The organism is Pseudoalteromonas atlantica, assembly GCA_007988745.1.
Taxonomy (GTDB): Bacteria; Pseudomonadota; Gammaproteobacteria; order Enterobacterales; family Alteromonadaceae; genus Pseudoalteromonas; species Pseudoalteromonas atlantica.
Genome location: BJUT01000032.1, coordinates 26,976 through 50,007 on the forward strand (window position 1 = coordinate 26,976; position 23,032 = coordinate 50,007).

A 23,032-nucleotide genomic window follows, 5' to 3' on the forward strand; every position below is an offset into this window, starting at 1 on the left:
TTAATACTGTGAATTAATCGCTTTTTTTGTATCAAATATTTAATCAAATACGCAATTTTAAGCTATGAAAACCAATTGATATTATTTATCGTCTATCGACTCTCCAGTACCAAGTAGCGTGGCAACCCAGCGCCCTTCATCACTTGCCTCTAGGGCTATTTTAACAATCATGGTAAGAGGTACCGATAGCAACATGCCTACAGTGCCTAATAACCAACCCCAAAATATTAACGACAAAAACACCACCAAGGTAGAAAGCCCAAGCCCTTTACCCATAAATTTAGGCTCTACAATGTTACCCATTACCGTATTAATAATTAAATACCCTGCACCTACAAGCCCGGCTGTTAATGGTCCTTGTGTGATCAGTGCTAACAATACAGCTGGTACTGCGGCAATAATAGAACCTATATTAGGAATATAATTAAACATAAAGGCCAACACGCCCCACAACACAAAGTAGTCAACTTCTAAAATCCATAAATAAAATGCTGCAATAATACCGGTGGCTAAACTCACCAATGTTTTAATTGCTAAATACGAATTAATAGAAACCAAAAAGCGGTCAATTTGCTCCATTTTTCTATCTGGGTCGGCAAGTGCCATATGAATTTTTTTGCTTAATGCAGGCCCTTCAAAAAGCATAAACACCACAGTTAAAATTATTAAAAACATGTTTGCCATTACGCCACCTAAGCCGGTAAGCATATTCGTGGCTACATCAACCATTTTACCTGGGTCAAACATAGAGAGAATTTGATCTCTATCGATTAAGATATTGTATTGCGATGCAAGATCGACCAGCCAAACAAACTCTTCTTGTAACTGGGCTTTATATTCAGGAAGTTGCTGAGAAAAGTCGTTAACTGATTGTCCTACAAGGCCGCCTAAGCTTACACCTAAGCCCACAATGATAAGCACCACAATAACAACAGAAACCCCTTTAGGGATCCGATAGCGACCAAAAAATGTGATCAGCGGGTTGCATACAATGGCAATAAACGCCGCCAAAATAAAGGGAATAATAATAACACTTGCGGCCTTAATACCGGCTAATACAACCACCAGGGCTGCAAATATTATTAAGCTTTTATTTACGCCAGTTAAACTTGCCAACGCGCCAATCCTTTTCTTATGAAATTCGCTTTAGTGTAAGGCAAAAACTAATTAAATGAAATATTTACAAAGTGATCGTTGTTTTTTAGTTAACGTAATAATTTGCATTAAGATAGTTTAAATAGTATACATTTTAAACAAATCGTACACTTAAAATTGGTAAGATTTTTATGCATATTTTTTTTACAGGCGCTACAGGCCTAATAGGTAAACACTTAACGCCTTTTTTGCTGCATCATCATAAAGTAACCGTACTGAGCCGAAATAAAACCAAAGCCCATGTATTGCTTGGTCATAATATTGATGTAGTAAGCAGCGTTGATGAGGTTAATTTTAACCATGTAGATACTGTGATTAATTTAGCCGGCGAACCTATCGTTAACAAACGCTGGACGCAGACACAAAAACAAACAATTAAAAACAGCAGAATAAACCTTACCACGCAAATCAGCGATGCTATTTTAAATTGCAGCACGCCCCCTGCTACATTTATATCTGGCAGTGCTATTGGCTATTATGGCCGCCAAGGCGATACTCCTGTAGATGAGGACACCGACGATGTAAATGATGAATTTAGCCATCAGCTATGCAAAGAGTGGGAGCATGCGGCACTAAAAGCGCAAAGTGATAAAACACGGGTGTGTTTATTACGCACGGGAATTGTACTTAGCAAAAACGGCGGCGCTTTAAGTAAAATGCTTCCTGCGTTTAAAATTTTTGCAGGTGGCCCCATTGGTGATGGGGAGCAAGGTATGTCGTGGATTCATATTGATGACATGATTCAACTGATTTTATTTATTATAAAACACACGTCGCTTTGCGGGCCAATTAACGTCACTGCACCCACCCCTGTTAGCAATAAAGTATTTAGCAAAAGTTTAGGTAAAGCATTGTCTCGCCCTGCGGCCCTAACCATGCCAAGCCCTGTGTTAAAAGTGTTAATGGGTGAAATGTCTGATTTGCTCACTACTGGGCAATATGTAATACCCAAAAAAGCGTTAGCGCATAATTACCGTTTTCATTTTACGGATATAGATTCGGCTCTGAGAAGTTTAATAAAGTAGGTGTATTCAGCATAGATACACCTACTAAAGGTTATAAAAATACTACTTTAAGCTAGGTTACTGTAATTAATATAAGCTTTAGTATCTAGTCTCCATTAAAATAGTCGTTTTATAATAAAAGAACCTTTCTATGCTGCACTTACCAACCGTTATAAGCCTTTCTTTTATTTTAAACCTTATAATTGGGCTGTATTTTATCTCTATTTATCAATATAAAAAACAAACTAGTTTTTTATATTTTGGCCTAGCTTGTACCACCTTTACATTCGCCATACTATGCGCAAGCTTACGCGTGATCATTGCATGGCCGTTTATTACCCATTACTTTGCCAGTCTATTTATTATTGCTTGCCCACTTTTTTTAATTATGGAATTAAAAGCACTCAGCCCTTTAAATAAAAGCATATGCAGGCAAGTTAGCTATTTGCTCATCGTGGCTGCGGTTTTTTTACTCGTAGTTTACAACACCGCAGCAGAGCAAGTATTGGTTAGTTTAACTGTGGCAGGGTTATTTTTGTATGCCTCGTATATTGTTTTAAGCACCCGCTTTATAGCAAAATTACAGCAACGTATGCTATTGCTTTGCCTATTACTGCATGCACTCGTTATGCTAATACAGGGAGTTTTATTACTGTTGCCGTTTTTTACTGCGCTCAACTTTAATTTTGCCTCTGTTTTGCAATTTACTTTGGCTGTACACTTAATACTTGCCACTAGCGCCGCCCTATTGCTGCCTTTTTTAGTGTTTGCCAATACAGAGCATACGCTCAACTCCCTTGCTAATCGCGACCCATTAACCCAGCTATTAAATAAACGCGGTTTAAATGCAGTGGCCAATACGTTATTTAATAAAAATAATGCCGAGCATCCCCTTAGCATTATTATGGTCGATATAGACTTTTTTAAGCGCGTTAACGATGAATACGGACACGATGCAGGTGATGAGGCAATTAAATGGGTTTCGCAGCATATTGCAGCGCTTTTTTCTAACAGCGCAGTTACCGCACGTGTAGGCGGCGAAGAGTTTGCAATTTTACTTAGCCACTGCACTTTAAATGAGGCACAGTGCGCGGCAAACACCCTCAGAAAAAACATTAAAAACAAGCCCTTTAGCTATTACGGCAACACCATTTATTTAAGAATAAGCGCAGGAGTGGCATGCAGCGATACTCAAACAAGCTCTTTTAAATCGCTACTTAGTGCGGCAGATAAGCGCTTGTATATTGCTAAAACCACAGGACGCGACAAAGTTATATATGAATCTGCACAAAACCCTTTTATAAATAGCAAACCGGTTTGCACATAAAAAAGCCCTTCAATTGAAGGGCTTTGACATACACACTAAAACAAAATGATTACTGACATTTAAGCCCAGCAGAGTCTGCCTTATTAGGCACAAACTGAATGTTTGCTACCGACACTGAGGTTTTGCTGCTTGCATGTAAACTAAACGGGCTTGTAAGGCTAGCAAAGTCTACGCCTTGGTTAGCAAAACAACGTAAGTCTACCGACACCGACTGCCATTTATTTTTGATTGATTGATCAACCATTTTACTCAAGGCAATCGCACCACCACACTCACCTGAACAAGTCATAGCAAGGTTTACGTCATCGGTTAGTGGCTCATTGAGTTTAATATCAAAACTAATAACGCCATTAGCCTCTAAATACGTAATGGTATCTTCTGCAAAGCTTGTGACTATTTCAGCACTTGCCTTTTGCTCGCCACTAAAATTAAATTGGCGCGCGTCTTCTTGAACTGTTTTATCTTCAGTACGGTATTTAAGTGCCCCCAGTTGATGAGTACTGCTTGATACATCTAATAGCTCATCGCCAGATTTAAGTAATAAACGCCACGGAGCAACCGGTGCGCCAACTAAAATATCCATACTAGTGAGTGCTGAGTTATCTAATTTAGAGTCTTCGTCTAAATTATCAGCCAATACATTTTTATCGCCATAAGTTAAACCAAAGCCGTACGGTAATAATGGGCTGTAATCGTCATCGCCTTTATTAACCGTTGCTTGTACTGCTGTTTTAGGCCATGAAAACGAAAGCTTGCCGCTAAAGTCATGTTGAATACTGCCATCTTTACCTTTTAAAATAACATCGGCAATACCGCCGCCCTCTGTACCTGGCAGCCATGCTGCAACAAATGCATCTGAGGCATTTAATTCACTGTTAACCCACATTGGGCGACCCGAAATAAATACCGATACAACCGTAATACCCTGCTCTTTTAACGACTTTAATAACGCGAGCGATTTTTTATTACCACGCTCAAATTCAAGGTTATCTCTATCGCCATGGCCTTCTGCATAAGGCTCTTCACCAAATACCACAACGGCTACATCTGGGCGCTGCTCATATGAGCCATCCACGCTTAAAATGGCACGACCACCCGCCTGCGTAATTTGTTTTTCAAGACCTGCGTAAATAGACGTGGCACCAGGAAAATCAGCATTTTTGTTATTTGTCCCTTGCCAAGTAATACTCCAACCACCCGACTGCTTACCTATGTTATCGGCTCCATCGCCGGCAATAAGTACAGTTTGGTTTGCATCAAGAGGCAAAATATTGTTTTTGTTTTTAAGTAAAACAAGTGATTCACGTACTGCTTGACGCGCAACTTCGCGGTGCTGCTGCGCCCCAATTAGCTCAGTTTTACCCGAAAACTGACGCTTAGCCGGGCTTGGTTTATCAAATAAACCAGCACGCAATTTAACGCGTAAAATTCTACTTACTGCATCATCAATGCGCGACATGCTAATTTCGCCAGCTTTGACTTGCGCTATGGTGTTTTCGTACAGCGGCTTCCAAGCGCCCGTTGGCACCATAAAAATATCAAGTCCCGCGTTAACAGCCTGTGCACAGCTTTCGTTTGTACAGCCTTCAATTTGACCGTGGCCGTTCCAATCCCCTACCACAAAACCATCAAAGCCCATGCGGGTTTTAAGCACATCGGTTAACAGGTATTTATTGCCGTGGTTTTTAACCCCATGCCAGCTATTAAACGATGCCATAACCGACTGACTTCCCGCCGATAAGCCACCTACATAACCTTGGGCATGTATATCAAACAAATCTTGCTCACTGTCGATATTATTACCTTGGTCATCGCCATTGACTGTGCCGCCATCACCTAAAAAGTGCTTAACGGTACTAATAACACGTTTATCACTTAAAAAGTCGCCATCGGCCTTGCCCTGTAAACCATTTACAATGGCAGCAGAATAATCGCGTACAATGCGAGGGTCTTCTGAATAACCTTCATAGGTTCTGCCCCAGCGGTCGTCACGCACAACTGCCACTGTAGGTGCAAATACCCAATCAATACCCGTTGCCATTACTTCAACCGCAGTGATAGCTGCTATTTGCTCAATCAATGCAGGGTTGTTTGCCGCACCTAAACCAATATTATGCGGAAATAAGGTCGCGCCAATTACATTATTGTGACCATGTACCGCATCAGTGCCCCACATTGTGGGTATTTTACTGCCATCGATAGAATCATCTACCGATGCCTGATAAAAATCTTCAGCCAATTTTACCCAGTCCATTGGTGTTGCGTGTTTATCACCATTAGGAAAGGCGCCGCCCCCATTTAGGTATGAGCCAAAGCCATATTTGCGCATGTCTTCAACGGTAATATCACGAATTTCTGGTTGAATCATTTGAGCTACTTTTTGCTCAAGTGTCATCGTTTTTAAATAATCTGCTATTTTAGCTTCAATTTTTGGGTTTTGTTTTACGGCAATATTAAGTTTTGGCCAAATTTTCTCTGTTTTAGACAACGCATTATTAGCTTCAGGAGTGGTTGTCGCGTCATTTGAACAAGCCGCTAAAATGCCTAGTGATGCAATTAATGAGGCACGTGCTATTTTATTAAGTGAAAAAGGGGTTTTCATTATAGAGTCTCCTGAGCTTGAACTGGTTTGCTTCCGCTTAAACCATAAAACGCGATAAATAAGTAACAAAAAATAGGTAAAACATACGAAAGTTGAACACCCACACTATCAGCAAGTGCACCTTGTAAAAGAGGCACTATTGCACCCCCTACAATCGCCAAGCACAAAATACCAGAGCCCTGCGCGGTATGCTTACCAAGGCCATTTAACGCTAAACTAAAAATAGTTGGGAACATAATAGAATTGAATAAACCAACCAGTAGTATTGACCACATCGCTAATTGGCCCGACGTGCTCATAGCAATAACCACCAAAATAATAGCCATACTTGCGTTAAAGCCAAGTACTTTACCAGCGGGTAATTTTTGCATTACCGCTGCACCAATAAAACGCCCCACCATAGCTCCGCCAAAATAATATGTGATGTAGTGAGCGGCAACATGCTCTTTTAATCCAGCAATATTTTCTTGGGCTAAAAAGCTAACTAAAAAACTGCCAATCGCAACCTCTGCACCTACATACATAAATATACCCACAGCACCGAGTGTTAGGTGGCGGTATTGCCATGCACTACCTTCAATTGTCTCTGACTTTTCAGCGGCTTCTTTTTGCTCATTCATTATGTCTGGTAATTTAAGCCATGCAAAAATACCGGCTAGTAAAATAAGCATGCCTGCTAATAGTAAATAAGGAAGTTGTACCGATTCTGCATTTTGTGCCGGTGTTAAAAACGCTTCAGAGGCAGAATCAAGAATCAAAAATGCACCAAATGTAGGGGCAACCGTCGTGCCTAGCGCATTAAATGCTTGCGTTAAGGTAAGGCGAGAAGACGCTGTTTTAGGGGCGCCCAATAAACTTACATAAGGGTTTGCAGAAACCTGCAACAAGGTAATACCGCTTGCCAGTACAAATAAAGCAAACAGAAATACCGGGTAATTATGTAGCGCCGCGGCTGGGTAAAAAAGCACACAACCACATGCCGCTATAAGTAACCCCACTACAATGCCTTTTTTATACCCTAATTTTTTAACTATATAGCCACTTGGCAGTGACATTAAAAAATAAGCCCCAAAAAAACAAAACTGAACCAGCATTGCCTGAACATAAGTTAGGTTAAACACCGCTTTTAAATGCGGGATTAAAATATCGTTTAAGCAGGTAATAAATCCCCACATAAAAAATAAAGTAGTTAAAGAAGTTAATGCAAAACCATAGTTTTTATCTTGGTAGTTTTGCGACTGTGTGTGTGTCGTCAGTGGTGCTGAACTGGCCATGGGCTCTCCGCAATTTATTATTATAAATTAATGCAAAAGTCGTTATTAAAAATTGCCGTGTAACCCAGCAACATTAAAGAGTTGACCTTCGTATCAATTAACACTAATCTAAAAATGTAAGCGCTTTCACGTGTAATTAAATACGAACATGTAACATATTTCAACAAGTTTTATTTTTTTATAAACGCGCCCTTACGCTTCATCGCAGTAAATACAGTGGCTATTTATGCATTTAAGGTTTAAAAAGGTTTGTTACTAATGACAAAATTATCGTTACCATCTCATTCACCTCTATTAACAAAAAACTTTGTTTATGGTGTGGCTACGGCATCATTTCAAATTGAAGGCGGGTATGAGCATCGCCTGCCCTGTATATGGGATACCTTTTGCGATACACCCAACAAAATAGCCGACAGCTCAAATGGGCATGTTGCCTGCGATCATTACAATCAGTGGCAAAACGATATTGAATTAATAGACTCGCTTGGCGTAGATGCATATAGACTTTCTATCTCTTGGCCGCGCGTTATTACCTTATCGGGCGAGCTAAACCCTGAGGGCGTAAAGTTTTATACTAATATTCTTGATGAGCTTAATAAGCGCAACATTAAAGCGTTTGTAACGCTATATCACTGGGATTTACCTCAACATTTAGAAGATAAAGGCGGCTGGTTAAATCGCGATACAGCTTATGAATTTGCTCGGTATGTAAAGCTTATTAGCCAAGCATTTGGCGAGCGGGTATTTTCGTACGCGACCCTAAATGAGCCATTTTGCAGTGCCTTTTTAGGCTACGAAGTAGGCATACATGCCCCAGGTTTAGTGGGCAAAGAGTACGGTAAAAAAGCAGCGCACCATTTATTGCTTGCCCATGGTTTGGCAATGGATGTGTTAAAACACACCTCGCCTAATACTCAAAATGGTATTGTGCTTAATTTTACACCTTGCTACCCATTAACGCAGTCAGCAGAGGATATAAATGCAGCTCGCTACGCCGATGATTACTTAAATCAATGGTATATGAAACCAATAATGGATGGCCAATACCCCGAAATTATAAAACAGCTTCCTAGCAATCAGCAGCCTGAAATCCACCCTGGCGATATGGACATAATTTCACAATCTATTGATTACTTAGGCATTAATTTTTATACGCGCCAAGTATACAAAGCGCACCCTAGCGATATATACGAGCCACTTGCACCACAAGGGCCTTTAACCGACATGGGCTGGGAAATTTACCCGCAGTCGTTTACCGACTTACTTGTAACGCTTAATAACACCTACACCTTACCGCCTATTTATATTACCGAGAACGGCGCGGCTATGCCCGACACCATTAAAAATGGCGAGGTAAACGATGTAGATCGCCTAAACTATTATCATAGCCACTTAAATGCCGTGCACGATGCCACAGCGCAAGGGGTTAATATTATTGGTTACTTTGCGTGGAGCTTAATGGATAATTTTGAATGGGCTGAGGGCTACTTAAAACGCTTTGGTATTGTTTACGTTGATTATAAAACTCAGCAACGTACTATAAAAGCCAGTGGCCAAGCTTATAAAAGCTTGATACAAAGCCGTAAATAGTCAATAAAAGCTATTCGATTAATCGCATAAATAAAAATCAAAAAGCGAGAACCTAACATCATGATAAGTGTAAAAGAAAAAATAGCCTATGGCCTTGGCGATACGGCAAGTAATATTATTTTTCAAACAGTTATGATGTTTTTAATGCTTTACTACACAGATGTAGTAGGGCTTTCTCCAGCGGTGGTAGGCACCATGTTTTTAGTGGTTAGGTTGTTTGATGCCATCACCGACCCAGTGATGGGCAACTTAGCCGATAAAACCCAGTCGCGCTTTGGCCATTTTAGGCCCTATTTGTTGTGGCTTGCCCTGCCCTTTGCGCTTATTAGTATTTTAGCTTTTACCACGCCAGAGCTTGAAGGCACTGATAAAATTATTTACGCCTTTACTACCTACACCTTGCTTATGGTGGCGTATACCGCCATAAATATTCCTTATTGCGCATTAGGTGGCGTGCTCACTAACGATGTAAAAGAGCGTGTTAGCGTGCAATCGTATCGTTTTGTGTTTGGTATGTTAGGCGGCGTTATTGTTGCGGGCTGTACAATGCCAATGGTTGAATACTTTGGCCAAGGCGATAACGCCAAAGGCTACCAATACACCATGACGGCAATGAGCTTGCTTGGCTTAGTGTTATTTTTACTGTGTTTTTTTGGTACCAAAGAGCGCGTAGAGCAACCGCCTGAGCAAAACCTGTCGTTGTTTAAAAGTTTAAAAACCTTGATTAAAAACGATCAATGGCGAGTCCTGTGCGCTGCCGCGCTATTTTTACTCACTGGCCAAGTATTACGTTTAACCTTAGGGGTTTATTACGTTAAATACTATTTAGGGCAAGAAGATTTAATTACCTCCTTTATGACCCTAGGAGTGGTTGCCAGTATGGTTGGGTGTGCGTGTGCTCAGCCGTTGGCTAAGCGATTTTGTAAAATAAAAGCCTATATTAGTTTGCAGTTAATCGCTGCGGGCATATGTATTGCGAGCTATTTTATCTCCCCTGATAACATTACCTTGGCATTTGCCGCCTTTATTCTGTGGAAGTTTTTTTTAGATATGGCCACCCCGCTACTATGGGCAAAAATGGCCGACACCATAGACTACGGGCACCACAAAACTGGGGTAAGAATTACTGGCCTAGTATATTCGGGCGTTATATTTTTTATAAAAATGGGTGTGGCGTTAGGCGGTGCAATTGCAGGCTGGCTGCTGTCTTTTTATAATTACCAAGCGCAAACAATGCAGAGCCTTGATACGCAACAGGGTATTTTATTATCGTTTACTATTATACCGGCGTTTGGCTCTTTGTTTGTTGCTTTTATTATGCGTAAATACACGCTCAATAACGCGCAGTTAGCCTCTATACAGGCATCGCTAAAAACTAGTGCTAGTTAACATTTGGTGGGTACGGTATTATTTGCCCGCCAAAATAAAGGATATAAGTGAGTTAACAATAACATGGCCACAATTTATGAAGTGTCGGAGCTTGCTGGCGTATCGTTAGCTACAGTGTCACGGGTAATGAATAAAAACACCCGCGTAAGTGAAAAAACCACTAAAAAAGTACTCGATGCAATGCAGCAGCTGGGCTATAAGCCCAATTCTATTGCGCAATCGCTTGCCTCAAACAGAACCAACAGCGTGGGTATTTTGGTCTCAGAGCTTCATGGTCCTTTCTTTGCTCAAATGATGGCAGGCATCGAGTCAGCCCTACGCGCTGCGGGTAAGCACGTTATTATTACCACCGGTCACAGTGAAGACGATAAAGAAAAAGACGGCATTGAATTTTTAATTAGCCGCAAATGCGATGCGCTAATTTTACATGTAGAGTCAGTCAGTGATGACTACCTAATTGAGCTAAGTAAAGGTAAAACCCCTATTTACCTTATTAACCGATACGTACATTCACTTGAAAGTAACTGCATTAGCCTAGATAACGAACTCGGCGGCTACTTAGCCAGTAAATCTATTGTTGAACAAGGCCACACAAATATAGCTTATATCGCGGGGCCGCAAGTTAAAGCCGATGCCAGAAACCGTTTAAAAGGCCATAAAAAAGCACTGCACGAAAAAAACATCCCTTTTAATGAGGCGCTGTTTTACGAAGGTGATTTTAACGAAATTGGCGGCAGTAAAGGCCTTGAAAAACTACTCAACACGCGTATTCCGTTTAGTGCTTTAGTGTGTGCCAACGATGAAATGGCATCAGGTGCTATGAAATACGCCCGTGAACATGGCTTTAATTTACCAAACGATTTGTCGGTTATTGGCTTTGATAACGTTATATTTGCCAATTATCTTTACCCTACACTTACCACCATAGATAACCCCGTAGAAGAAATGGGTGAAATGGCTGCAAAAATGGTGCTACAAGATGTGTATCAGTATAAAAACTTACACATAAACCGCGTGTTTGAACCCACCCTTATAAAACGTGACTCAACACAAGCACTGCCAAAATAACGCATAAAAAAACGGCGCTATATTAAGCGCCGTTTTTATTAAACCCTGCAACTTATTTTGCTATCCAGGGAGTTACTTTAACTACGTTTTCTATATCACCAAGCAGATTTACGTCATCTTCCCAGTTATCCTGTACTGCAAAGTAGCAGATTGATTTTTCGCACTGTATATGTGGGTTATTAAAGGTCACAGGCTCTTTAAATGTCACAGCAACGCCTTTTTGCTCAGGCAATAAAAACCACATGAGTTTACTAACAAAAAAGCCCGATAAATCTGTTAAAAGTTCATCTAACTCGTTATTAATTGTGTACAACGAATCTTTAGTTAAGCTAAGCCCTTCAAATTCGCTGGCCTCAATTTGCAATTTTAACTGACAATCGTGATCAGGATTTTGTGGCTCTACAACAATAACGGCTTTATCCGTATCGAGCTGCTTATCAAACGGTAAAAGTAACTGTGCTTTATCGGTAAAGTTGAGCGGGTATTCGTTATTTTCAGTTAAAATTGTGCCGCTTTTAATAGCACATGCCTCGTTTGTGGCAATATCGCTAATGTAAAAGTTAACCCGTGCATATTGAAAGTCGCCCTTGTTAACCACTTTTAATCTATCGTAAAAGCCATCGTACGACATAACAAACTCTTTGGCATTGACGGTACTTGCCGCCAAACTTAATAAAATGAGTATGGCGTTAATATTTATAAGTCGTTTTTTATTCATCAAAGTAAGCTCTGTTTTGGTTAATCATGGTGTTTAGCTCTTCTATGTAGGCCTCGCCGCGCTCTGAGTACGACATTAAACCATGCGTTAGTGCCGTTGCCGCAATGGGCTTTTGCTGTTGTCGTAAATCTTCGCGTATAAGGCGTAAATCTTTGTAGGCATTATGCGTGTTTATATTTCTAAAATACGAGCTTACTGCTGCGCGTACCGACTTAAATGCAGCAACTTCGTGCGCCGCTCCGCTATTGCGGCGTCTTGGCACCATACCGCACCCTTTTGAATAACACCATTGGCCAAAAAAGTTGAGCCCTATGCGTGCAAAGCGTGATGTACCCCACGCCGACTCATTCGCCGCTTGCATTAGCGCAAGCTCTTTAGGAATAATATCAACACGGCGCAGCGCTTGGCTTAAAATTAGGGTGTTTACTGTTTCAGGTAAGCCATAGGCTTTTAAAATATTAACGATGTCGCGCTGTTGTTTTTTCTCGAGCGGTTCGTTGTATTCAAGCATCATACGCGCAATTTCTAACTTAGCGCGTTGCTGTAATATTTTTTTATTTTCAGCCTCAACATGTGGGCGAATAAAATCAAAAAATGCCTGTTTTTTCTCTTTTACATCAGCAAATTCAGAAAATTTAGGTAAAGTAACATTGTGCAGGGGTTTTTCTTTTTTCTTTACTTTTTTAGGTTGTTCACCTGTGGTTTGTTCTTCAACCTCTTGCTCATTACTTTGCATAAACGGATATGCAAGCGCCCATAAAAAAAATACGCTTAGTAACAGCTTTAAAATGGTTTTTAGCATGTAGTCTCTCTTTCAAACAACAATTATGCATGGGTAATACACACACATACGAAACCCCATTATACCTAAGCCACTATATAAACGCGAATAACACCCTGTGTGTAACCCTTTAAGGGCCACGCTTTGCTAAAAAATGCTAAAGTGGCTGCTTGCGATAAATATATTATCCACCAGCTAAGGTTATGTACTTGTTCATTCGCAATTTATTAGGGCATGGGTATACTGAGCTTATACCGTGTATAACAACGTTTTGTGAGTAAGCAGTATGGATAAGCAATGGCAAAGCCGAATAATAGAACAGTATAAAAATCGCCCTAATGATAATCGCTCCCCCTGGCAGGTAGACCGCTCTCGTATAATTCATGCCGCAGCTTTTAGGCGCTTACAAGCAAAAACCCAAATTATGGGGATAGGCTTAAACGACTTTTATCGCACACGCTTAACGCATTCTTTGGAGGTATCGCAAATTGGTACCGGCATATTACGGCATTTAAAAGCACAGCACAGCGATTTTGAACACTTCCCCTCTACTGGTTTATTAGAAACCTTATGTTTAGCCCACGATATAGGCCATCCGCCGTTTGGCCATGGCGGCGAAATAGCCTTAAATTATATGATGCGTGAGCACGGTGGATTTGAAGGCAACGCACAAACATTACGTATAGTCGCTAAACTTGAGCCATACTCTAACGGCCACGGCATGAACCTAACGCGCCGCACGTTGCTTGGCTTTATTAAATACCCCGCATTTATAGACGATTTATGGCACACCATTCCGAAGGTAAATAACACACGCTCATTTATAAAAGCAGATGATTGGCGCCCCGCTAAAGGCTTATACAAAGACGATGCACAAATATTTGAATGGATCATTGCCCCTTTAAGCGACAACGACAAAGCCCTATTAACAAGCCATACGCCAGTAGATCAGTACCGTGCAAAAACCCGTTATAAATCGTTAGATAGCGCCATAATGGAACATGCCGATGACATAGCATATGCAGTGCACGACCTAGAAGATGCCATAGCCACTAAAGTGCTCACACTAGATGATTGGCAAACACATGCATTACCCCACTTAAACGCGCTTAATTACGATTGGTTAAACACTAAATTAGACTCGCTTACCCAACGCTTGTTTTCAAAAAACGATTTTGAACGTAAAGATGCCATTGGCGAGCTGGTAAATATGTTTATTATTCATATTCATTTAGATGTTCAGCATGGTGATTTTGAGTGCCCTATTTTAAAGTACGCTGCAAAGCTAGACCCACAGTACGAGCGCGTTTTACAAATACTCAAACATTTTGTATTTAATCGCTTAATACGCGACCCAGAAATGCAGCAAATAGAGTTTAAAGGTCAAAACTTACTGATTGAATTATTTACCGCTTTTGCCAGTGACCCTCTGCGTTTATTACCCGAAACAACGCAAGCTCTTTACATAGACGCTGAAAAACAAAACCAAGGGATGCGCATAATATGCGACTACCTAAGCGGCATGAGCGATGAGTACGCTTATAAAACCTATCAGCGGTTATTCTCACCAGTACAATAAAAAGCGAAGAGCACATCCTGTAAAGCGTTTAGGTAAAGGTAGAGCCTGTGTAAGGGGTTATTGCAAATAAATAGGCGTTTGCAAAAGCCGTTATCGAGCCCACTCGGTTACAAACTTAGTGCCGCGATTAAATAGCCCCTTGTTTGCAAAAATTTTTCCTGCAAAATCTAGCAGGCCCTTGTATATTTAATAAACTATAAAAATAAGAGCATTGACTATGAACACACCACACACTTTTAACTCCTTTAAAGCGTTTTACCCGTATTACTTAAAAGAGCACCGCAATGTAACCTGCAGAAGACTTCACTTTATTGGCAGCACGCTAGTACTTGCAGTCATCTTTATTGCATTAATCAAGCAGCAATATAGCTTGCTGTGGTTATTACCGATTATTGGCTATGGATTTGCTTGGGTTGGGCATTTCTTTTTTGAAAAAAACCGCCCCGCCACTTTTAAACACCCTCTTTATAGCTTATGGGGAGATTGGGTCATGTTTAAGGATATACTTACCGGTAAAATAAAATTTTAATTTTTATATTATTTTATTATAAAAATCACTCGCAACCTTTTTAAACGCTATACAAATTTCAGCTTAAATAATCTGCTCTTTATATGTTAATTTATTTAACATATAAAAGGTGGGTTATACACTTAATTTAAAAAAACACTGAGTAACAGCCATTATTAAAGGCGTACACACTGCTCTTACCTGTTAACTAAAAGTAAACTTCATGGTTGCCAATTATTTTAAGCTCCATCAGTTACTTACAAACTCCTGCCTATTTATAGCTTTTACCTCATTTAGTCTTGTTAATTAAACCTTGTAACTATATACCCTTTAATTTTAATTGAATGTTATTCAATTGACTCATTTTGTTAATGCGGTTTATGTTCTCAAAGCAGCTCCATTAAAAAGTAGCAGCTATAAAAACAAAAATTTTAAATCAATGGGTGATCAAATGAGGATTAACAACATGAATAAAAGCCTACCGTTTAGGTTAAATAACTTAAAAGTGAGTACAGCAGTGGCTGTGGGCGCATCGCTTTCGCTATTTGGTGCGTTTACTGCCCACGCGGCACAGCAAACACCTCAAGCACAAGAAGATATAGAGCAAATAAGCGTTATTGGCTCACGCCGTTTAGGGCGCACAGTTGAAGACAGCGCCGTACCTATTGATATTATTGGCGCTGAGGCGCTTACCAGTTCAGGCCTTACGGAAACAAACGCGCTACTGAGCAATTTGTTACCTAGTTTTAACTTTCCACAGGCATCGCTTACCGATGGCAGTGATCATGTACGCCCTGCACAACTTCGTGGTTTAGCACCCGATCATACCTTAGTGCTGGTTAATGGGAAGCGTCGTCATAGTAGCGCACTGCTTAATTTAAATGGTTCAACGGGGCGTGGCTCATCTTCTGTAGATTTAAATGCAATACCAGCTAATGCTATTGAACGCATTGAAGTTTTACGCGATGGCGCTGCGGCGCAATACGGCTCTGATGCTATAGCGGGTGTGATTAATATTGTACTTAAAAGCGCAAGCAGCGGCGGCTCCCTTGCGGCTATTTATGGGGCAAATGTCACCGAGATGGATGGTGTACCTCAGCTTGAATCGGTATCTGAGGGTAGCGATGGCAACCTAGCATTTACCGAAGGCGGCGATCGCTCTTTAACCGATGGGCAAACGCTTACTTTGCAAGGTAATATTGGTTTAGAGCTTGGTGATAATGGCTTTTTAAACATTTCGACTGAATACCGCGACCGCCACTCAACTAACCGTGCCGATTACGATCAACGCGAAAACTACAACCGATTAGAAGATGGCTCACTCGACCCTCGCGAGTTTACAGTTAACCGCTATAACCATAACTTTGGTAATGGGGATGTAGAAGACCTATCGGTTTTTTATAATGCAGGGTATCAACTAGCTAACGATGCAGATTTGTATTCATTTGGCTCTTACTCTAAACGTGAAGGTGAAGGCGCTGGTTTTTATAGACGCGCAAGCGATAGCCGTAATATAGAAGAAATATACCCCGACGGTTTTTTACCTGTGATCACCTCAGATATAAACGACTACTCACTCGCGTTAGGTGTTAAAGGCTTTATAAGTGATTGGAACTACGATGTATCGGCTGTGTATGGTGAAGATGCGTTCGAATTTGGTGTAACCAATAGTTTAAATACGTCGTACGGCCCCACTAGCCAAACACGCTTTGATGCCGGTACGCTGACATACGATCAACTTACTTTAAATGTTGATTTAAGCCGCGAAGTGGATGTCAGCTTTTTAGAAAGCGCGGTAAGTGTTGCCATTGGGGCTGAGTACCGCACAGAAGGCTATCAAATAGAAGCTGGCGAAGAAGCCTCATACGCACAAGGCTCATTTGGCCCAGGTGGCGTAGTCACAGGCGAAGATGGCCCATTTGGTGCAGCAGGTGCGCAGGTATTTCCAGGCTTTACACCTGAATCAGAAGGTGACAACAGCCGCCATAATGTAAGCTTTTACATAGACTTAGAAACCTACCTGACAGATGATTGGAACATAGCTGTGGCAGCCCGTTATGAGGATTACTCAGATTTTGGCGATACACTTAACGGCAAAATTGCAACGCGCTATTCGTTAACCGAAGATTTAGCCATACGCGCCTCAGCCTCAACAGGGTTTAGAGCGCCTTCATTACAACAGCAATATTTTACTTCGGTTGCTACCGTATTTGTTGATAGCGTTCCGACCGAAACCGGCACCTTTGCACCAAGCAGCGATGTAGCCAAAGCGCTTGGCTCACCGGGCCTTGATGCCGAAGAAGCCACTAACTACGGGGTTGGCTTTACTTGGTCTACCGACTTTAATTTCAGCTTATCGGTTGATTACTATCAAATACTAATTGATGACCGTATTGTTTTATCTAACAATTTATCGGGCGCAGCAATAGAAGAGTTGCTAGCAGGCACGGGCGCTAACCAAGGCCGCTTTTTCTTAAACGCTATAGATAGTAAAACGCGCGGTGTTGATGTGGTTGCCTCGTACAACTTAATCACCGATGGCTATGGCGATATTGCCTTTAACTTAGGGTATAACTACGGCAAAAATGAAGTCACTGATATTATTGACCCGCCCGCTGAACTGCAAGGTGCTGGGTTTGATCAAGACAACTTGTTCTCAGGTACAGAGCTGCGCCGCTTTGAAGTAAGCACCCCGCGCAATAAATACAATTTAAGTGCTACATGGACCCATGATGCGCTGCGTACCACACTTAGAACTACGCGTTATGGTGAAACCCAAGACCCTTCATCAACGCCCGAGCTAAACGAGGTATTAAAACCTAAGTGGATCACTGATTTAGATGTAGCCTATGCCGCTACCGATAACCTAACGCTTAGTTTAGGTGCCAATAACATTTTTGATGTATACCCAGATCCTACCCGCGAAAATGTAGAAGAAGTCTCTACTTTTTCTCGCTTGTTTGCTTATTCGAGCTTTTCGCCCTACGGATTTAATGGCCGTTACGTGTACGGCAAAATAGAAATGAAGTTTTAAGCGCTAAACATTTCAAAATGTACTCAAAAACACAAAAGCCACCTAGTCGGTGGCTTTTTACTGCGAACTGCTCAAATCAATTAGATTTTAGTTAACCAGCCGTGTTTGTCTTCACTTTTACCCCATTGAATATCGTTCAATGCTTGGCGTAATCGCGCTGTTGTAGGGCCTGGCTCGCCACTGCCTACTTTGTATTCTTTATCGTTATGAATAAACGTGCCTACCGGCGTTAACACCGCAGCAGTGCCTGAAAGTGCAGCTTCTGTGCCTGGCTTTGCAGCACGCTCTAAAAGCTCGGTAACGCTAAAGTTACGCTCGCTTACCGTCATGCCTAAGTCTTTTGCAATGGTTAAAATGCTATTACGGGTTACGCCATGTAAAAACGTGCTATCAAGCGCTTTGGTAATAATTTCGTTACCATCGATCAGAATAAAGTTAGCAGCACCTGTTTCTTGTACGTCGCCGCCAGGGCAAAACAAGATTTGATCGGCTTGGTATTTTTCGCGTGCTGCGCTAATTGGTGCAAGTGCACTGGCGTAGTTACCGCCACTTTTTACCATGCCCATGTGCGGGGCACAGCGCATGCCATCTTCTTCAAGTAATACCCGCAGCGCAGTAGCACCGCCGGTAAAGTAATCGCCAACTGGCGATAAAAGCGTATATAACAACGAGCTCATTGAAGGTGCAGCCGCTTTACCAATGGCAGCCTCTGTTCCTATGTGAGTTGGGCGAATGTACATAGAGCCCGGTGGCAATGGCGTTTCATCAGCATACTCTTTAACAATCTCGATAATCATGTCTTTTAGCATTTGACCGTCAAAGCTTGGTAAGCTTAATAGCGCAGAGCTTTGCTGCATACGCGCAATGTTTGCATCTATTCTAAAAATATAAATAGAGCCATCTTCGTGGCGAAAAGCTTTTAAGCCTTCAAAACACGTGCTTGAATAATGAAGGACGTGCGCGCCCGCATGAAGTTCAAGTTTATCGGAAGGGACGATTGAGCTTTCGCTCCATTGGTTATCAGAAAAACGAGCTTGAATCATCTGCGGCATAAACACGGTACCGAATGCGGCCATTTTAATCTCTCTTGTGTGGTCTATTTTTCTCCATTGTATGACATTCATGCATCATTTAACCATAGCAAAACTGAGGCTTTTTTAATTATCAAAAAGAAATTTTTGCAACTGCTGTTTATAAATTGGCCATATTGCTAAGCACATACAAAAAAGCCGATTAATGCACCTTCATTAATCGGCTTTTTAAAGGCACATTATTTATTTAAACGAGTACCTAATTTATTTAAACGAGTACCTAATAATACGTTTTAATACCGAGCTGTACTGTTTATAAAAACCACCTGTATGATAATCAATACCGTGTTTTTGCATAACGGCTTGCACTTGCGGGGCCACTTCTTGATAGCGAGAGGACGGCATATCAGGAAATAAGTGATGCTCAATTTGGCAACTTAAATGCCCAGTTAAAACATGAAACCAGTGCGGGCCTTTAATATTTGATGAGCCTAAAACTTGGCGATAGTACCACTGCCCTTGCGTTTCGTTTATGCAGTCCTCTTGTTTAAAGGTTTCGGTGTCCTCGGTAAAGTGGCCACAAAAAATAATGGTTGAGGTCCATAAATTACGGATTAAATTTGCCAGTAAGTTGCCTGCTAATACCCATAAAAACAAAGGGCCTGCCAATAAAGGAAATATCACATAATCTTTTATTAATTGGCGCGCACCTTTACTAAAAAAGCGCTGCTTTAGGGTAGAATGCGATACACCCCCTTCGCGGTTTTCTTTCTTTTTACCAATAAACACGCGTTCCGCTGCCAGCTCGTGATACGACACACCCCACTGAAACAGCACACTTAAATTTATATATGTAATAAACTGCCACACATTTTTTAAGCGCCATTTAAAATCATTGCTTAAACGCAATAAGCCATAACCAAAGTCGCGGTCTTTACCAATAATATTAGTATACGTATGATGCTCAAAGTTATGAACGCGATGCCAACTTTGCCCATCGCAAGCAATATCCCATTCATAATGCTGCGAGTTAAGCTGCTTATCGTTCATCCAATCGTATTGGCCGTGCATAACATTGTGGCCAATTTCCATGTTGTCTAAAATTTTTGCCAGCGCTAATAACAGTACACCCGCAACCCATAAAAGTGGCTGAATAAAGCCCAGCATAAGTAAAATACGGCCACTCCACTCACATAGCCGCTGCTTTTTAACAACCGAGCGAATGTAGTTTGCATCTTGCTGCCCTACTTTGCCTAGCGTATCCATTTTTATGCTATCTAAATCGTGGGCTAACTGATCAAAGTTTATGTTTTTCATAGCTGTAACTCCAAGTCGCTAACAGGTTGACTTACACACAGTTGAATTAACTGCTCGCCGTTATCACTCAACTCACCAGTTTTTAGATTACGCACCACGCCTGACTTTTTAATGCACTGGCACTGGTGGCAAATACCAATGCCACACCCGCGTTTAACCGGTAATTGTTTTGCCTCAAACTGTGCTAACAATGCATTGTTAGCATTTACGATATGAGCGCTGCTATTAATCTGTACGTTAAACAGGCTGTCGTCATTTTGGCTTGGCAGCGTTAAACCAAATGCCTCTTGGTAGTAATTTAAATGGTGTTTTTTAGCAAAGTCACACACCGTTTTCATAAAGTTTGCAGGCCCACAGCAGTATATATCTGGGTTTTCCCATACATTTACATGGCGAGTAATATCATCTGATTGCTCGCGTGTGAGCAGTAAAAACGAAAAATGCGAAAACTGGTTTGCTAATGCGCTTAGCTCGTCTACACATTGGTGCGCTGCGGCTTTGGCATAATAAATCAGCGATACTTTTTGTGTGGTATGTTTTAAATGCTCACTAATCATGGCAAGCATAGGTGTAATACCCGAGCCGCCAGCTATAAACGTTGCATTGTTTTGGGTGTTTTTATAAACAAAGTCGCCACTAGGCGCTGAAACATTGCACCACTCACCGACTCGTAAAGCACTGCTTAAAAGGCTTGTAAAACGCCCTTGCTCATTAGTTTTAATTAATAAACGCACCAAGCCCGTTTTTTTAAATTGCTCAGGGCTTGAGGCAACCGTAAACACACGAGTTAATAAACGCCCGTTTATTTCTACCGTTAAACTAATATGTTGGCCAGCATTGTGTGCCTGCCAGTGCTGAGTAGGCTTTAAGGTAATACTTAAAAAATCACCATTGTGCTGCGTCAGCTCTTCTATTTTTGCTCTATAAAGACCAGCACGCCACGCAGGCTTAACCATTTGCATTATGGGCTCAATGTAGCCTGCAAAGCTTTGATGGTGTAAAAACCACTTCGAAAATTGGTCTAATACTTTAGTAATCATCACTATTAATCTCTTGGATATTAAATATTGAATTTGAACTTACATGTGTACGCTCAAACTTCAGCGCACAAGTGTACGCCCAAAAAAATTAATTTCAATAGTATTAGAGTAAATATTCAGTTTTTTAGCGCAATTTTTACGCATCCCTCTAATTTAAAGCGCTGTACTAAAGCCTCAATTAAGGTGTAATAAATAGCTGTTTAAAATATTAAAAACAGCCATACAGCACTGCGGGTAAACTCTTTATGATTGAAATATATATGGTTTTTATTAAAGCGCTACATTTAGCAAAATCATCAACAGCATGCTAATGTAGGTATTACTTGCTTATTTATTGGACAGGACAACAACTGTGTTTTTACCTATAAAAACGATTGCTAAAACATTATCAACGGCGTTTATAGCTGTACTCGTTTCAACGCCGGTGGCAGCTGTAGATTACAAAACCCTTGATGTGTTACCGCTCAATGTAAAGGCCGTCAGTGTGGCTAAAGGGGTAACTATCCCCTGGGCTATTGAGCCGTTAAGTAACGGTGATTTACTTATAACCGAGCGAAGCGGCACACTTTATTTACTGCCTAAAAACTCAGCTAACTTAACTAAGCTCTCGGGTTTGCCACAAATTGATGCTAATGGGCAAGGCGGTTTACTAGATTTAGCCCTACATAGCGACGCAAACAATAATCAATGGCTTTACATAACTTACTCAAGTACCCAAGGCGCTAAAAGTGGCAGTAATACAGCCCTAATGCGCGCCAAGCTTAGTGACGATCGCACTGAGCTTTTAAACACACAATTACTATACAAAGGTGAGCATAACAGCACAAAAGGCCAGCACTACGGAAGCCGTATTGTGTTTGATAACCAAGGGTATGTTTACTTTTCGATTGGCGATCGCGGCTCGCGCGATAAAAACCCGCAAGACTTAACCCGTGATGGCGGTAAAATTTATCGCTTACACACTGATGGCCATATTCCTAAAGATAACCCGTTTGTAAATCAAAACAGCGCTAAACACGCTATATGGTCATACGGACACCGTAACCCGCAAGGCATGTGGTTTGATAAAACAACACAAACGTTATGGTCTCATGAGCACGGCCCACGTGGCGGCGATGAGCTAAACATAATTAAAGCGGGCGCTAATTATGGCTGGCCTGTGGTTAGTTATGGGATTAATTACAGCGGTACTTCGTTTACCGACATACAAGAAAAAGACGGCATGCAATCGCCCGTACTGCATTGGACCCCCTCCATAGCCCCTTCTGACATGTTATTGGTTAGCAGCGATAAGTACCCGCAATTAAAAGGCAAGCTTTTGCTATCGTCTATGAAATTTTCGTTTTTAAGTGCACTGGAAATATCTAACAAAGGTGTTTCAAAGCAATATAAAATTTTAGAAGGAATAGGCCGCGTCCGCAGCTTAGCACAAGGCAGTGATGGCTATATTTACTTAGGCATTGACGGACAAGGAATTAAACGCCTTGAGCCTGAGCAATAAAACCGTTAGTAACCGCAGCATAGCAAATAATGCGTTTACCTTGTTTTTATATAACAAGGTAAACGCCCTACGGCTAAAAGAACTATTTAGCTCTTTGTAGCGTATGGTAATGCT

Annotated in this window: 17 protein-coding genes; 9 read left to right on the forward strand and 8 right to left on the reverse strand. The window is 41.2% G+C overall.

What is annotated here, in order from left to right:
- Window positions 1-81 precede the first annotated feature (81 nt).
- A complete protein-coding gene (locus tag PAT01_RS13235; protein WP_138576832.1) occupies window positions 82-1,116 on the reverse strand; it encodes an AI-2E family transporter in 1,035 nt (344 codons plus the stop codon).
- A gap of 170 nt (window positions 1,117-1,286) precedes the next feature.
- Here PAT01_RS13235 and PAT01_RS13240 point away from each other — a divergent pair, with 170 nt between their 5' ends.
- Window positions 1,287-2,180, forward strand: a complete 894-nt coding sequence (locus tag PAT01_RS13240) for a TIGR01777 family oxidoreductase (RefSeq protein ID WP_138576834.1) — start codon at window positions 1,287-1,289, stop codon at window positions 2,178-2,180.
- A gap of 130 nt (window positions 2,181-2,310) precedes the next feature.
- The gene (locus PAT01_RS13245) at window positions 2,311-3,486 is read left to right on the forward strand and encodes a GGDEF domain-containing protein (protein ID WP_154945609.1); all 1,176 of its coding nucleotides are present in this window, start codon (window positions 2,311-2,313) and stop codon (window positions 3,484-3,486) included.
- Between the two features lie 49 nt (window positions 3,487-3,535).
- Here PAT01_RS13245 and PAT01_RS13250 read toward each other — a convergent pair whose 3' ends face one another.
- The gene (locus PAT01_RS13250; protein WP_138576838.1) at window positions 3,536-6,088 is read right to left on the reverse strand and encodes a glycoside hydrolase family 3 protein; all 2,553 of its coding nucleotides are present in this window, start codon (window positions 6,086-6,088) and stop codon (window positions 3,536-3,538) included.
- Window positions 6,088-7,362 (reverse strand): sugar MFS transporter, encoded by a 1,275-nt coding sequence (locus PAT01_RS13255; protein ID WP_024033438.1) that lies wholly within the window; start codon window positions 7,360-7,362, stop codon window positions 6,088-6,090. Before PAT01_RS13255 ends, PAT01_RS13250 begins: the two co-directional genes overlap by 1 nt.
- A 258-nt stretch (window positions 7,363-7,620) precedes the next feature.
- On the opposite strand from PAT01_RS13255, the gene PAT01_RS13260 reads away from it, so the two are divergent.
- From PAT01_RS13260 to PAT01_RS13270, 3 genes are all read left to right on the forward strand, one after another.
- Complete coding sequence (locus PAT01_RS13260; RefSeq protein WP_096041555.1) at window positions 7,621-8,952, forward strand: GH1 family beta-glucosidase; 1,332 nt, start codon at window positions 7,621-7,623, stop codon at window positions 8,950-8,952.
- Between the two features lie 60 nt (window positions 8,953-9,012).
- Window positions 9,013-10,341, forward strand: a complete 1,329-nt coding sequence (locus PAT01_RS13265) for a glycoside-pentoside-hexuronide (GPH):cation symporter (RefSeq protein ID WP_054982646.1) — start codon at window positions 9,013-9,015, stop codon at window positions 10,339-10,341.
- Window positions 10,342-10,404: 63 nt separating this feature from the next.
- Window positions 10,405-11,409, forward strand: coding sequence for a LacI family DNA-binding transcriptional regulator (locus PAT01_RS13270; protein WP_096739481.1), 1,005 nt, complete (start codon window positions 10,405-10,407; stop codon window positions 11,407-11,409).
- A gap of 52 nt (window positions 11,410-11,461) precedes the next feature.
- Here PAT01_RS13270 and PAT01_RS13275 read toward each other — a convergent pair whose 3' ends face one another.
- Complete coding sequence (locus tag PAT01_RS13275; RefSeq protein ID WP_031289865.1) at window positions 11,462-12,127, reverse strand: DUF2987 domain-containing protein; 666 nt, start codon at window positions 12,125-12,127, stop codon at window positions 11,462-11,464.
- Window positions 12,120-12,929: a glucosaminidase domain-containing protein gene (locus tag PAT01_RS13280; protein ID WP_029772709.1), complete on the reverse strand. Its 810-nt coding sequence runs from the start codon at window positions 12,927-12,929 to the stop codon at window positions 12,120-12,122. The genes PAT01_RS13275 and PAT01_RS13280 overlap by 8 nt, the downstream gene beginning before the upstream one ends.
- A gap of 265 nt (window positions 12,930-13,194) precedes the next feature.
- Here PAT01_RS13280 and PAT01_RS13285 point away from each other — a divergent pair, with 265 nt between their 5' ends.
- From PAT01_RS13285 to PAT01_RS13295, 3 genes are all read left to right on the forward strand, one after another.
- The gene (locus PAT01_RS13285) at window positions 13,195-14,487 is read left to right on the forward strand and encodes an anti-phage deoxyguanosine triphosphatase (RefSeq protein WP_154945610.1); all 1,293 of its coding nucleotides are present in this window, start codon (window positions 13,195-13,197) and stop codon (window positions 14,485-14,487) included.
- A 217-nt stretch (window positions 14,488-14,704) separates the two neighbouring features.
- The gene (locus PAT01_RS13290; RefSeq protein WP_121637608.1) at window positions 14,705-15,016 is read left to right on the forward strand and encodes an Mpo1-like protein; all 312 of its coding nucleotides are present in this window, start codon (window positions 14,705-14,707) and stop codon (window positions 15,014-15,016) included.
- A gap of 445 nt (window positions 15,017-15,461) precedes the next feature.
- A complete protein-coding gene (locus PAT01_RS13295) occupies window positions 15,462-18,029 on the forward strand; it encodes a TonB-dependent receptor plug domain-containing protein (RefSeq protein WP_121637609.1) in 2,568 nt (855 codons plus the stop codon).
- Between the two features lie 80 nt (window positions 18,030-18,109).
- On the opposite strand, the gene PAT01_RS13300 is transcribed toward PAT01_RS13295, so the two are convergent.
- The 3 genes from PAT01_RS13300 to PAT01_RS13310 all read right to left on the reverse strand — a co-directional run bounded on the left by PAT01_RS13300 (window position 18,110) and on the right by PAT01_RS13310 (window position 21,417).
- Window positions 18,110-19,153 (reverse strand): branched-chain amino acid aminotransferase, encoded by a 1,044-nt coding sequence (locus PAT01_RS13300; protein WP_083901793.1) that lies wholly within the window; start codon window positions 19,151-19,153, stop codon window positions 18,110-18,112.
- 171 nt (window positions 19,154-19,324) lie between these two features.
- Entirely contained in the window at window positions 19,325-20,377 is a 1,053-nt protein-coding gene (locus PAT01_RS13305; protein WP_138576840.1) for a fatty acid desaturase family protein, read from the reverse strand.
- Window positions 20,374-21,417, reverse strand: coding sequence for a flavin reductase family protein (locus PAT01_RS13310; RefSeq protein ID WP_138576842.1), 1,044 nt, complete (start codon window positions 21,415-21,417; stop codon window positions 20,374-20,376). Before PAT01_RS13310 ends, PAT01_RS13305 begins: the two co-directional genes overlap by 4 nt.
- A gap of 400 nt (window positions 21,418-21,817) precedes the next feature.
- On the opposite strand from PAT01_RS13310, the gene PAT01_RS13315 reads away from it, so the two are divergent.
- The gene (locus PAT01_RS13315; protein ID WP_249318331.1) at window positions 21,818-22,918 is read left to right on the forward strand and encodes a PQQ-dependent sugar dehydrogenase; all 1,101 of its coding nucleotides are present in this window, start codon (window positions 21,818-21,820) and stop codon (window positions 22,916-22,918) included.
- Window positions 22,919-23,032: the final 114 nt, after the last annotated feature.